The organism is Danxiaibacter flavus (genome assembly GCF_041060425.1).
In the GTDB taxonomy this organism is placed as follows: domain Bacteria; phylum Bacteroidota; class Bacteroidia; order Chitinophagales; family Chitinophagaceae; genus Danxiaibacter; species Danxiaibacter flavus.
Genome location: NZ_JAULBC010000003.1, coordinates 481,997 through 494,809, shown reverse-complemented (window position 1 = coordinate 494,809; position 12,813 = coordinate 481,997). Strand labels below are relative to the sequence as shown.

Here is a 12,813-nt window from a genome sequence, read left to right as displayed (position 1 = left end):
TTGAGTGGAAAAAAAACAGGACATTATCTTTGCGCTCGAAATACGGAATCAGGATTTGAGGTTGATGTGAAACATCGTAAAATGTGCGGGAGAAAACACAAACAAACCCTGTGAATTTGCCGGGATCGCCGTATTATTTTTCAATCTAAACACTTTAAAAAATGAAAAGCAACGCTAACCTTTCCGTGTTATTCATGGAAAATGAAACCCTGAAAGAACTGGCTTCAAGGCCAATGGTAGAAGAAACAATCGCATTAGACGATGTAGTGAAAACAATGAAGATCTTCGGACCAGCAGATCTATGGCAAGTACACCGGTTAAGAAGACCAAGGATTTCGAGAAAGAAGTTTGTTCTGTAAACTATTGATGAACAGGCAACATGCATAAAAAAAGCTGCTTATAGCAGCTTTTTTTCATTGATATGTTCGAGTCTATTTGAATACAACTGTATTATCCGCCGCTTTCTTTTGTGTGGCAGATGTGTTGTGCGACTTTGTTTCTGATTGCTTTCCTGCCATTCCTTCTTTTGTATGATGGATCTGAGCCAGGGTAGGAGCGATAACCAGTGAAACAATTGACATTAATTTGATCAGGATATTCATTGATGGGCCGGATGTATCTTTAAACGGATCACCAACAGTATCACCTGTTACAGAAGCTTTGTGCGGATCTGATTTTTTGTAGTGCATCACGCCGTTGATGTCAACGCCCTTTTCAAATGATTTTTTCGCATTATCCCATGCACCACCAGCGTTGTTCTGGAAAATGCCCATCAATACACCAGACACGGTTGCACCGGCAAGGAAACCGCCCAGTGCTTCAGGACCTAATAAGAAGCCAACCAATAATGGGGAAATGATTGCAATAGCGCCTGGCAACATCATTTTTTTGATGGAAGCATCTGTAGAGATGGCAACGCATTTATCATATTCTGGTTTTCCGGTGCCTTCCATAATACCCGGAATTGTGCGGAACTGGCGGCGAACTTCTTCAACCATTGCCATGGCAGCCTGTCCTACGGCGCGAATAGCAAGAGAAGAAAATATAAAAGGAATCATACCACCAACAAATAAGCTGGCCAATACTTTTGCCTTGTAAATATCAATGCCCTGGATACCTGCAACACCAACAAATGCAGCGAACAAAGCCAGCGCAGTTAATGCTGCAGAGGCAATTGCAAAACCTTTACCTGTAGCAGCCGTAGTGTTTCCTACCGCATCAAGTACGTCAGTTTTTTCACGAACTTCTTTTGGAAGCTCACTCATTTCTGCAATACCACCTGCGTTATCAGCAATAGGACCGAACGCATCAATTGCAAGCTGCATTGCCGTTGTGGCCATCATACCTGCTGCTGCTATAGATACACCGTATAAACCTGCACACTCGTAAGAACCCCAGATACCCGCAGCTAATACAAGAATTGGCAGGAATGTAGATTCCATACCAACCGCAAGACCTCCGATTACGTTTGTTGCATGACCGGTGCCGGACTGACGAATGATTGAAAGTACGGGGCGTTTGCCCATTGCTGTATAGAATTCTGTAATAATGCTCATTAAGGTACCTACTGCCAAACCCACCGCAATTGCACCCAGAACACCCCATTTAGTAAACTCAACGCCACGCAGGGTCATCGTTTCCGGAAGAACGTAGTTAACCAGGCCAATACATGCAAGTGCAGTAAGAATAATCGATCCCCAGTTACCCATGTTCAATGCTTTTTGAACAACACCAGTATGGATACCTGCAGATTCGCTGATTTTTACAAACAAGGTCCCGATAATTGAAAATATGATACCAACACCAGCGATTAACATTGGAAGAAGGATAGGAGCAAAACCTCCGAAGCTATCAGTAGATTGTGTTTCCTGGCCTAATACCATTGTGGCCAGAACTGTTGCTACATAAGAGCCAAACAAGTCGGCGCCCATACCCGCAACGTCACCTACGTTATCTCCCACGTTGTCAGCAATAGTTGCCGGGTTACGCGGATCATCTTCCGGAATACCAGCTTCAACTTTACCAACAAGGTCAGCTCCAACGTCCGCAGCTTTGGTATATATACCACCACCCACACGCGCAAACAAAGCGATTGATTCAGCTCCTAAAGAAAAGCCGGTAAGCACCTCGATGGTTCTGATCATATCTTCCGAATTAGCAGCAGATTCAGGAGCAAAGATTTGTTTAAGAACGATGAATAAACCGCCCAATCCTAATACTGCAAGACCGGCAACGCCTAATCCCATTACTGATCCGCCAGTAAAAGAAACTTTTAAAGCGTTGGAAAGACTGGTGCGCGCTGCATGTGCGGTGCGAACATTGGCTTTTGTTGCTACACTCATCCCGATATAGCCCGCGGTAGCACTTAAAACGGCGCCGAGTACAAAGGCAACTGCGATCATCCAGTGAGAAGAAGGATTGCTGCTGGCCATTACGCCTAATAATATTGCGACGATGATTACGAAGTAAGACAGAATTTTCCACTCAGCCCTCAAAAAGGCCATGGCTCCTTCAGCTATGTATTTGCTGATTTCTTTCATACGGTCGTTTCCGGCATCCTGTTTTGATACCCATTTATATTTGGCGAGGGTATAGATAAGTCCGATGACACCCATTGCCGGTACAGCGTAAAACAAATTGTTCATAAGCAAGTACATAAGAGTTTTAAAAAAAATTATAAGGTCGACAAAAATAAGGGGGAAAACCAATAAATGTTAAAAATGATATTATTTTGATGTATGACCAATTTTTTTGGGAATAAAGTCTTGATAAGTGCTTTCAGGGGTATATAAATTGTACTGGCCGAGTTGTTTGGTATCACTAAGCGATGATAATCTTTGGTCTACCGATTTTAAATGCTTAAAGACCAAATAAAATGCGTTTTGCTTTTAATTGTTTTTTAATTTTAAATCATCAAAGTTACTAAAAGTACTATCCATAGGGGTATGGATTGTTTATGAAGGGTTACAGAGAGGCTTATTCTTGAGCCTCTTTTTTTTTAGCTGTCAGCTGTGAGCTATCAGCGCTCAGGCATAAGGTATCAGGTATCAGGTGTAAGGTGTAAGGTATCAGGTGTAAGGTGTAAGGTGTAAGGTATCAGGTGTAAGGTGTAAGGTATCTTCGAAATTCAAATCTCACTTTCTATTAGGAAATCATAAACAGGCTTCGTCAAATCAGACATCAGCGAGTAGCTATGAGCTGTCAGCTATGAGCTATCAGCAAGAAAAAAAACTGCTAAATAAGAAATAATTACTTCCCCATTATGAATGCACAGACAGGCTTTATCTATTAAACATCAGCCATTCTTAAAGCAGCCATCAGCTGTCAGCTATGAGCTATCAGCAAGAAAAAAACTGTTAAATAAGAAATAATTACTTCCCCATCATGAATGCACAGACGGGCTTTATCTATTAAATATCAGCCATTCTTAAAGCAGCCGTCAGCTGTCAGCTATGAGCTATCAGCAAGAAAAAAAACTGCTAAATAAGAAATAATTACTTCCCCATCATGAATGCACAGACAGGCTTTATCAATTAAATATCAGCCATTCTTAAAGCAGCCGTCAGCTGTCAGCTATGAGCTATCAGCAAGAAAAAAAACTGCTAAATAAGAAATAATTACTCCCCCATCATGAATGCACAGACAGGCTTTATCTATTAAATATCAGCCATCAGCTATTAGCTATTAGCTATCAGTAAGGAAGAGACTACCAGTTACGAGACGCTCACTTCTGATCATGAAAGCACAGGCAGACTTCATTAGATCAGCCATCTGACATCCTCAGATCAGCGATCTTAAATCAGCCATCAGCGATCATCAAATCAGCGATCTGAATTTATTTTCTGACGATATTGAAAATCGTAACCGGTGGCGTAAAGATCTGGTCATTTTCGGGGCGGTTATAGATTTTTTTTACAACATCCATTCCTTTGATCACTTTGCCAAACGCAGCATATCCCTGGCCGTCAGGATTATTTTCACCGCCAAAATCGAAGCCGGGTTGATCACCTACACAAATAAAAAATTCGGTGGTAGCTGTGCCGGGTTCTCTGCGGGCAAGCGACAGGGTCCCATCTTTGTGCAAAAGGCCGGTTTGTTTTGTGGTTTCATGAGGAATGCCTGGAAGGCTTCTGGCTTTTGTATAATTTGATTGCCAGAGACCTCCCTGTATTAGTTCCGATTTAGGCGCATTGGAGGGTTGATTGTCATCATTCAGTATCCTGTAAAAAGAACTTGCTTTATAATATTGTTTGTCAACATACGAAAGAAAAGCATTCACACTTTGAGGTGCCTTATCCTGGTAAAGTTCAGCCTCAATATCTCCTGCATTTGTTTGAATAACTATGAGGGGATATTTGTGTTTGGGTGAAGAACAGGAGATGATGCATTGAATGACGATGATGAATGCAAATATTTTTTTCATATTAAGACCAGGTAAATGAATGACGTGAAGTTAGGGAAAAGCTCAAAGCTGAAAGCCCAAAGCTGAAAGCTTAAGGGCTCTTATTTTGTCAGCAACATTTTGTCCGCTTACAAGGGCCGCTTCTACAGTACCGGGATACTCGCCGTCATACACACCTTCACCTGCAAAGAAGACAGTGTTCTCCAAAGGTGTATTCAATAATTGTCTTGCCTGAATACTTTGCACTTTAGCATAGCTATAAGCTCCTTTGGTAAATGGGAAAGTCTGCCAGCGGCTTACTTTATGACTTATCAGCCGCTGTTTTAAAAAAGAAACTTCAAGCGAAAAAATATTCGCTAAAGACTGCATGGACAACTCGATCAACTCCGGCTCTGTTAATTTATTTAAAGCAACTGCAGATGTTGAAGGTAGCCAGCCGGTAAGCAAAGCATCTGTGCGGGGCAATTGCGTCCACCAGGTTGGAACAGCTTCCTCACTTAGTATAAAGCCGGTGTCTTTGTTCCAGAACGGCTCGCTAAACCGCAGAAATATTTTTGTGACTGAACCGAAACCTATTTCCTGTGCAGCTTTAAGGTAGTTATCGATTGCCGGCATAAATGCCAGTACGTTATGTTTTTCTCCGGTGGCAGACAATACACCCAGGGAAACAGTTACAATTACTTTTGACGCTGTAAAATATTCACCGGTAGTGGTAGTGATCAGCACTTCATCTTTCTTCCATGAAATTTTGTTTGCTACAGATGATATGTGGATAGTCGCCCCATTAGCTATACACTGTTTTGCCAGGAAATCTGTTAATTGAGCGTAGCCGTTTTCAATTCTGTATTGATCACCTTCTTCCTTTTCCCATTCATCTCTTAAGGCAAACATGCTGACCTGTTGTATGTCGGCAAGATCAAACCCTTCAGCAAATTTTTGAACTGATCTTCTTAGCGGCTCGTACTTCGCATCCCTGAAGTTTTCTTCAAGAAATGTGGAAAGTGTTACATCATGTTTGTATTCGTGCATCTTTGCCATTAGCCGGTCCGATCCTTCAATTATTTCATGCTGTTCGTGCCATCTTCCATTAGTGTTGCGGAGCATTTTCCCTTTAGTACGGTGAAATGAAATTTTTGCTTCTTTCAACAACTGCAGTGTCAACGGCAGTTTGCCATGAACAAATTCGGCTCCCTCTTCAAGCAGGTGTTCAAATGAAACATCGGTTGTAGTTTTTATCCTTCCACCAACATATCCCGCAGCCTCAAGTATAATCACTTTAAAACCGGATGAGGACAATTCCTTAGCGGCGAGAAGCCCTGCAGCTCCCGCGCCGATTATTATGATCGTTTCTTCCTTCATACAAAGAACCAAAGACTAAAGTGCCGATTGGTTAGCAGTGTAAATTACAGCGTTTGTGCCGACTTCAGAATGAGTGCTTTTAGATTTTCAAGATTCTTTTTAATAAGCTCTTTCGCTACTTCATCGGTAAATTCACCTTTATCTGTAAACTTTTTATTTGCCTGCGCAACCAGTATTTCCGGCTTATATACAGGGATCATATTCAGATATTGAAAAACAGCATGAAATGCAAGCTGCATTCTTACCGTGCCCCACATGCCGGGCGTTGCACCCATAACGGACACCGGCTTGCGTATCATGGGAGAATCTTCCCCACGTGAGGCCCAGTCGATTGCATTTTTTAGCCCGCCGGGTATAGAATAATTGTATTCAGGTGAAACAAACAAAATACCATTAGCTCTTGTCAGGCCGTCTCTGAATGCGGCTGCGGCAGCGGGTCTTTCTTTCGCCGAGGGAACATCCAGATCTGCATTGTAGAGCGGAAGATCTGCCACCGACAAAATTTCCATTTCAACATTGTCCGGTAATAATTTTTGCACCGCGTGCAGCAATAAAGTGTTGTAAGAATCTTTTCTAAGACTTCCTGAAATACCTGCAATTAATATATCAGCCATACAAAGTTTATGTCTGGAGCTGCAAATACTATTCCTTAATCAATGTCGTTTCCTTAAGAGGTTACGATAAACAAAGCAACCTGGAATGAGGTACTTCGTACTTCGTAAATCGTACTTGATAAATTTTAATTCTTTTTAAGGAACCGGCATTGATTCCTTAATGCCTGATCAGGAACGGAGTTGATTAAATGCGGTTCCCAATGCCTCAATAATGTCAGAAGGCAACAGGCTTTCTTCGGATTGATACGCCAGTGCAAGATCTCCCGCCATTCCATGCACATACACGCCAATGCATGCGGCAATAAACGGGGTATATTTTTGAGCAAGGAGAGAAGTTATAATTCCTGTTAACACATCACCTGTTCCTCCTGTGGCCATGCCTGCATTTCCTGTGGTATTGAACCAACCTTTGCCATTGTGAGCAACAAGAGAATAATGGCCTTTTAAAATGATGATCAACGGATATTCTTTGCTCGCATCAATGGCTTTTTGAAGGCGCTCAAAATCATTTGGACTTTCACCAAAAAGACGGTCAAATTCTTTTGGGTGCGGTGTTAAGACGGAACCTTGGGGAACTTGCTTTAGCAGCTGCTTGTTACCTGAAATAATATTCAGTGCATCAGCGTCAAGTACGACCGGCTGGCTATATTTTTCAAGCATTGTTTTAAGAAGCGACACTGCATCGTCAGCAGTACCTAATCCCGGGCCAATACCTAATGTGTTGTATTTATCCAGGTCCGGATTTTCACCTCTTACCAATACCATCGCTTCGGGAACAGCCGTCTGCATAATTGACAAGGCTTCCTCTGGAATAAAAGTAGTCAACAAGCCAACGCCCGTGCGTAAACAGGATCTTGCTGCTAATACAGCAGCTCCCATTTTACCTTTATTGCCAGCAACTAGCAGCGCATGTCCAAAAGTGCCTTTGTGCGAAAAAGGTTTTCGATCGATAAGGTGCCGGGATATAAAATGTTTGTCAAGCAAATTAAAATCTGCATCAATTTCCTGCAAAAATGCATGGTGCAATCTAATATCCAACACTTCCACATATCCAAACCACACTGCATTTTCTGCAAGAAGGAAATTGAGTTTTAGGGATTGAAAGGTAAGCGTGTAAGTCGCCTTAATAAGGCGATTACCCAACGAGCTTTTATCAATAAACATTCCGCTCGGTACATCAATCGCTATAACCTCAGCTCCTGAATTATTAATATGGTCAACCAAAGATGCACTTAAACCTGTAAGTGGTCTGTTCAGGCCCGAACCGAATAAGGCATCTATCGTCAGGTCCTCTTTTTGTATTTCAGGAAAAAAATCTTCTGATTGAAGAAAGTAGATCTCCGTTGTGAGTGGATGAAGCCGGTTAAGATTTGTCTGAAAATCATCTGTACCCTTTGCACCAAATTCTAATATAAATACAGATGGATTGACGCCTCTTTCAATCAACTGTCTTGCTATTGCCAGCCCGTCTCCGCCATTGTTGCCTTTACCACAAAAGATCCTGATTGTTTTTGAATGAAGATTGTTCTCAATTATCCAGTCCGTACAACTTTGCGCCGCGCGCTCCATAAGGTCAATCGAAGCGACCGGTTCATGCATTATGGTGAATGCATCCCACTGATGGATCTGTTGAGCAGAAAGCAATTTCATAATAAGACGCGTAAGACAGTAAGATCGTAAGATCGTAAGATCGTAAGATCGTAAGATCGTAAGATCGTTTAAAATATAAATCCTTGTAAGATAATAAAAAAAATAAGACAGTAAAAAGTCGCATACAGCGCTCCTCTTACTGTCTTACTCTCTTACACGTCTTACGGTCTTACATGTCTTACACGTCTTACGGTCTACTCCTCAAGGGCGCTTTCATTTACCACGCCGCTAAAAATATATGACATATTCTTCACCTGGTAAATATTGCCATTGATCTTGTTGCCGAGCGCAATGATCGTGGCTTTCTGCTGAACAAGCCTGGTAAAAGCTGTATTGCTTCCATGCCATTTGCCGTTGTGATAAACAATGGTATCGCCTTTATCATAAAATAAACGCCAGCCCATACCGTAGTTGTGCATGGATTTTCGTTCGTTGCTTGTTGCCGTAAAAGCAGAATCCAGTGTGCTCTGGGAAACGAAACGATGCTCATATAATGCTTTATCCCACAAAAGCATGTCACGCACCGTGCTATAGATATTTTTATCGCCGTAGGTAATATCGCAGTGGTCCATAGGGAATGGCCTGTTGCCCGCGCTATAAGTCGGTACATACTTAGCCGTATCAGGCGCAGAGAACACAAACGTGCTGGTCATGCCAAGCGGCGTAAATACACTATCTCTCATGTACTGCGGATAAGGTGTCCCCGTTACTTTTTCAATAATTAATGCAAGTAGTACGTAATTCGTGTTGCAATATTGAAAATGCCTGTTGGGCAAATTGGAAACAGGGGGCTTATTCGCAATCATGTAATCCAACACATCCTGGTTGGTTGCTTTTTTCTTTCTGTCCCAGCCTTTATCAAGAAAATGGAGATAATTGGGCAGGCCACTCCTGTGATCCAGCAATGTTTTTACAGTAATGCCATGGTAAGGAAACTGCGGAAAAAATTTTTGAACAGAATCATACAACGAAATCCTTCCTTGTTCCCAAAGCTTCAGTACTGTAGTTCCTGTAAATGTCTTTGAGATGGAAGCGAGATGGAAGGGGGTGTATTGCGTAATCGAATCTTTTTTAGCGGGAACGTTTACAAAACCGCGGTATGCCTCAAAAAGAATAACACCGTCCTTAGCGACCAGTATGCTTCCATTAAAACCCCTGGAAGCAAGATTCTTTTGATAGTATGCTTCTATGGCATCATGGTAAGCCTTGACTACTGCAGGGGACATGTTTGATTTAAGAGAGTCCGCTGCAATACCCTTCTTCACAATTTCTTTCTTTTTGTTCTTGGCTCCCGACGTGCAATTGGAGAAGGTTAGCGCAAGAAACAATGATATATAGATGTTGAGGTGTTTCATATTTTTTACAGGAAAGTCGGCAAAAATAAGGGCGGATTTATATTAACAAGACATATTGTGAAAAGATTTACCTATACATTTACATTATTAACGCATTGTTGAAATATATCTGATATTGATAATGTGTTTTGCAATGATTTTATACTTGATTTCCCGACCCAAAAATCAAATTCAATAAGAATATGCCGATAGTTCTCTTCGACGGAAATGCACACAAAGGTTTGTTACCACTTACTTATACCCGCAGTGTAGCAGGGATCCGTATGGGGGCATTTACCATGCAGGAACGGTGGGAGCGGATCACAGGAGAAAAAATATATGTGCAGACAGAAGGATATCTTTCTGCTTTGTATGAGGCTGTACCTGACAGGAACAATTTGTTTATTGACGCTGCTGTTTTGCCTGACGCCGCTTTTGTAGAATTGGCTTTATCGTTGAATACCGGAAATTATCTCTCTGACCAGTCCGGCCAGATCATAGCGATAAAGCATTACGGAACCAGCATAAACGCTGTGAAGCCTGATGGACATGCAATACAAAGCCTGGCAATAAAACGGATAGAGCATCCCTGGAACATATTCCAATGGAATGGCGAAATGATTGCATTTGATTTTGCCTTGTTGACAAAAGGCAGGAAAAGTGCGACCGTTTCTCCGACAAATCATCTGATAAAAGCCGAAAATATCTTTATAGAAGAAGGCGCCGTCGTTGAATGCTCGGTGTTGAACGCCTCAGAAGGGCCTATTTATATCGGGAAAGATGCGCTTGTAATGGAAGGCTCGCTGATCCGCGGTCCATTTGCGCTGGGAGAAAACGCGGTGCTTAAAATGGGATCGAAAATTTATGGCGCTTCAACAGTTGGGCCGCATTGTGTGGCAGGAGGGGAGATTAAAAATGCTGTTATGCATTCGTACAGCAACAAGGCGCACGACGGTTATCTTGGTGACTCTGTTATTGGCGCCTGGTGCAACATGGGAGCCGGAACAAGCAATAGTAACGTAAAAAATAATGCATCTGCGATAAAAATGCCCAGCCAAACGAATGATAGTTTTTTGAACGCCGGGCTAAAATGCGGTGTAATCATGGGTGATTATACGCGCACAGCAATCAATACATCTATCAATACCGGTACTTTAACAGGCGTGAGCTGTAATGTTTTTGGCGCCGGACTGACACCTCATTTCATTCCCTCTTTCTGCTGGGGGATGGATGGAGAAAAGGTTTATCAATTTGACAGAGCATTGGCCGACATTGAAAACTGGAAAAAATTTAAGCAGCAATCTTTGTCAAATGCGGAAGCTGATGTTTTGAAATATATCTTTGACAACTTTTTATAAGCAGCCAACGTTCAGCTTAAACCCCTGATCATTAAAAAAGATAAACATTAAGCGATAACCTGGCAGCAACGCCGGCATATTAAACAAAATTCAACATATGAGAAAGCAAATAGCAGCCGCCAATTGGAAAATGAATTTAACCCTGCAACAGGGTGCACAGTTACTGGATGATATTATTGCAAAACCGCATGATTTAAAAGAAGATCAGCTAGCAGTTTTTGCAGTGCCGTTTCCCTACCTGGCGATGGCTCAGCAAAAAATTGAAGGCAAAAAGAATGTGTTTGTAGCAGCGCAGAATTGCTACAGCAAAAAATCCGGTGCATATACAGGAGAAGTTTCTGTTGAAATGCTACAATCTTTGGGTATTCAATACGTAGTGTTGGGTCACTCTGAAAGAAGGGAATACTTTAACGAAAGCAACCAGTTACTGGCTGATAAAGTGAACATCTGTCTTGAGTACAACATCACACCTATTTTTTGTTGCGGTGAGCCCTTGAGCATCCGCGAAGCAAATACACAGAATGAATTTGTTGCAAAACAGTTAGAAGAGTCATTGTACCATTTATCCGCAGAACAAATCCAGAAAATAGTGATTGCCTATGAACCAATCTGGGCAATAGGTACAGGAAAAACTGCTACCAGCGCACAGGCTCAGGAAATGCATGCTGCTCTCCGCGCTCAACTGGCAACCAAATATGGCCAGGAAGTAGCTGACAATATTTCTATTCTTTACGGTGGAAGCGTTAAAGCGGCAAACGCTAAAGAGATCTTCTCTCAACCGGATGTTGACGGAGGTCTTGTGGGCGGCGCTTCGTTGATTGTTGACGAATTCGTGGCGATCATCAACGCGCTGAAATAGCTATCAGCTGTCAGCAATCAGCTTTTAGCAATGTTCAAAACTAGCTAAGTGTTGATCGCACTTAAATATAAAAGGCAAACAGTAATATTAAACATTTACTCGTTTGCCTTTTTGAGGTAGCTATCAGCTGTCAGCAATCAGCTGTCAGCGATGTTTAAAAGTAACCAGGTGTTAATAGCACTTAAATAGAACATTGGTGTGCTATTTAAGAAACTTTTACTGCCGCACATTTTACTATTCACCTTTCACTTCTCACCATAACTTGTACTGCTACACCATTCACTATTCACTATTCACCATTCACTTCTCACCATAACTTGTACTGCTACACCATTCACTATTCACTATTCACCATTCACTTCTCACCATAACTTGTACTGCTACACATTTCACTATTCACCATTCACTATTGACTTGTCTTCGTTGTCAATTTTCAATTCTCCCTTTTCAATTAACTACTGTACTGCTGAAAGCATCTTCTGTCCCTCAGCTTTAATTGCGGCATCGTTTTCTGTGCGGGTAGGAAGTTTTACAAGTTTATTCAGGACTTCTATAGCCTGGGCTGGCTTATTGTTCATCTGATAGGCTTTTGCCAGTTCCATATAGGTTGTGGCAGAGTACATATCAAGCGTTTTGGCCTTATCCAGGTAATAGATAGCGGAGTCAATGTTAGCTGATTGAACACCTCCATAAAATGTTTTTATCTGCGTCTTTTTCAGCCAGGAAACATTCAGCATGTCCATGTGCCATTTGCCTTCCGCATAATTGGCCTTGGCAAGGTTAGGATTTAAAGCAAGTGCTTTGTCTGCGTACCATTTGGTTTGTCTTGTAAACTCGGTAATTTTCTTTTTGTCTGTTTCAACTTCCTGCATTTTAGAGGAAGCGAGAGACATTACATAATTAGCCGAGGCATTGTTGCTATCAAGCGCGTATGCTTTTTGCGCGTAGTCGCGGCACGCGAGGTAAGAATAATTTTTGCTGTTTTTGTCAGCTAATCTTCCGCCGATGCTGGCATTGAGTTCTGCGCATTTGATCAATGCGTTGATGTTGTTGGGATCCATCAAAGCGGCTTGCTTGTATTTGTCCAGTGCGGCAGCTTCCTTGAGCTGTTTTTCAAGATTGTCCGCATCTTTTAAAACGGCGTTTATGTCTTGTGCATTCATCAGTGCCGCAAAAAAGAAAGTGCAACAGAGCAGGCTATATTTTTTCCATTTCATGGTCATGATTTTAGGGATAA

General features: G+C 41.9%; 10 protein-coding genes. 3 read left to right on the top strand and 7 right to left on the bottom strand.

Going from position 1 to position 12,813, the window contains the following annotated elements; translation table 11 throughout:
- Positions 1 to 161 precede the first annotated feature (161 nt).
- Positions 162 to 359: a hypothetical protein gene (locus tag QTN47_RS12390; RefSeq protein WP_369329697.1), complete on the top strand. Its 198-nt coding sequence runs from the start codon at positions 162 to 164 to the stop codon at positions 357 to 359.
- 72 nt (positions 360 to 431) lie between these two features.
- On the opposite strand, the gene QTN47_RS12385 is transcribed toward QTN47_RS12390, so the two are convergent.
- From QTN47_RS12385 to QTN47_RS12360, 6 genes are all read right to left on the bottom strand, one after another.
- The gene (locus QTN47_RS12385; RefSeq protein WP_369329696.1) at positions 432 to 2,645 is read right to left on the bottom strand and encodes a sodium-translocating pyrophosphatase; all 2,214 of its coding nucleotides are present in this window, start codon (positions 2,643 to 2,645) and stop codon (positions 432 to 434) included.
- A 1,190-nt stretch (positions 2,646 to 3,835) separates the two neighbouring features.
- Positions 3,836 to 4,423: a peptidylprolyl isomerase gene (locus QTN47_RS12380; RefSeq protein WP_369329695.1), complete on the bottom strand. Its 588-nt coding sequence runs from the start codon at positions 4,421 to 4,423 to the stop codon at positions 3,836 to 3,838.
- Between the two features lie 42 nt (positions 4,424 to 4,465).
- Entirely contained in the window at positions 4,466 to 5,761 is a 1,296-nt protein-coding gene (locus tag QTN47_RS12375) for a flavin monoamine oxidase family protein (protein ID WP_369329694.1), read from the bottom strand.
- A 44-nt stretch (positions 5,762 to 5,805) separates the two neighbouring features.
- Positions 5,806 to 6,375, bottom strand: coding sequence for an NADPH-dependent FMN reductase (locus QTN47_RS12370; protein WP_369329693.1), 570 nt, complete (start codon positions 6,373 to 6,375; stop codon positions 5,806 to 5,808).
- A gap of 168 nt (positions 6,376 to 6,543) precedes the next feature.
- Positions 6,544 to 8,025: an NAD(P)H-hydrate dehydratase gene (locus QTN47_RS12365; RefSeq protein WP_369329692.1), complete on the bottom strand. Its 1,482-nt coding sequence runs from the start codon at positions 8,023 to 8,025 to the stop codon at positions 6,544 to 6,546.
- Positions 8,026 to 8,219: 194 nt separating this feature from the next.
- A complete protein-coding gene (locus QTN47_RS12360; RefSeq protein ID WP_369329691.1) occupies positions 8,220 to 9,380 on the bottom strand; it encodes a serine hydrolase domain-containing protein in 1,161 nt (386 codons plus the stop codon).
- 182 nt (positions 9,381 to 9,562) lie between these two features.
- Here QTN47_RS12360 and QTN47_RS12355 point away from each other — a divergent pair, with 182 nt between their 5' ends.
- Together QTN47_RS12355 and tpiA are read left to right on the top strand one after the other, a co-directional pair.
- Positions 9,563 to 10,717 (top strand): putative sugar nucleotidyl transferase, encoded by a 1,155-nt coding sequence (locus QTN47_RS12355; RefSeq protein WP_369329690.1) that lies wholly within the window; start codon positions 9,563 to 9,565, stop codon positions 10,715 to 10,717.
- A 97-nt stretch (positions 10,718 to 10,814) separates the two neighbouring features.
- A complete protein-coding gene (gene tpiA, locus QTN47_RS12350; protein WP_369329689.1) occupies positions 10,815 to 11,576 on the top strand; it encodes a triose-phosphate isomerase in 762 nt (253 codons plus the stop codon).
- A gap of 455 nt (positions 11,577 to 12,031) precedes the next feature.
- Here the strand turns inward: tpiA and QTN47_RS12345 are convergent, their stop codons facing one another.
- Positions 12,032 to 12,793, bottom strand: a complete 762-nt coding sequence (locus tag QTN47_RS12345; RefSeq protein WP_369329688.1) for a tetratricopeptide repeat protein — start codon at positions 12,791 to 12,793, stop codon at positions 12,032 to 12,034.
- Positions 12,794 to 12,813: the final 20 nt, after the last annotated feature.

Excerpts from the sequence above, each read along its gene's own strand:
- QTN47_RS12390 (WP_369329697.1), top strand. The coding sequence starts at position 162 with ATGAAAAGCAACGCTAACCTTTCCGTGTTATTCATGGAAAATGAAACC.
- QTN47_RS12385 (WP_369329696.1), bottom strand. The coding sequence starts at position 2,645 with ATGAACAATTTGTTTTACGCTGTACCGGCAATGGGTGTCATCGGACTT.
- QTN47_RS12380 (WP_369329695.1), bottom strand. The coding sequence starts at position 4,423 with ATGAAAAAAATATTTGCATTCATCATCGTCATTCAATGCATCATCTCC.
- QTN47_RS12375 (WP_369329694.1), bottom strand. The coding sequence starts at position 5,761 with ATGAAGGAAGAAACGATCATAATAATCGGCGCGGGAGCTGCAGGGCTT.
- QTN47_RS12370 (WP_369329693.1), bottom strand. The coding sequence starts at position 6,375 with ATGGCTGATATATTAATTGCAGGTATTTCAGGAAGTCTTAGAAAAGAT.
- QTN47_RS12365 (WP_369329692.1), bottom strand. The coding sequence starts at position 8,025 with ATGAAATTGCTTTCTGCTCAACAGATCCATCAGTGGGATGCATTCACC.
- QTN47_RS12360 (WP_369329691.1), bottom strand. The coding sequence starts at position 9,380 with ATGAAACACCTCAACATCTATATATCATTGTTTCTTGCGCTAACCTTC.
- QTN47_RS12355 (WP_369329690.1), top strand. The coding sequence starts at position 9,563 with ATGCCGATAGTTCTCTTCGACGGAAATGCACACAAAGGTTTGTTACCA.
- tpiA (WP_369329689.1), top strand. The coding sequence starts at position 10,815 with ATGAGAAAGCAAATAGCAGCCGCCAATTGGAAAATGAATTTAACCCTG.
- QTN47_RS12345 (WP_369329688.1), bottom strand. The coding sequence starts at position 12,793 with ATGAAATGGAAAAAATATAGCCTGCTCTGTTGCACTTTCTTTTTTGCG.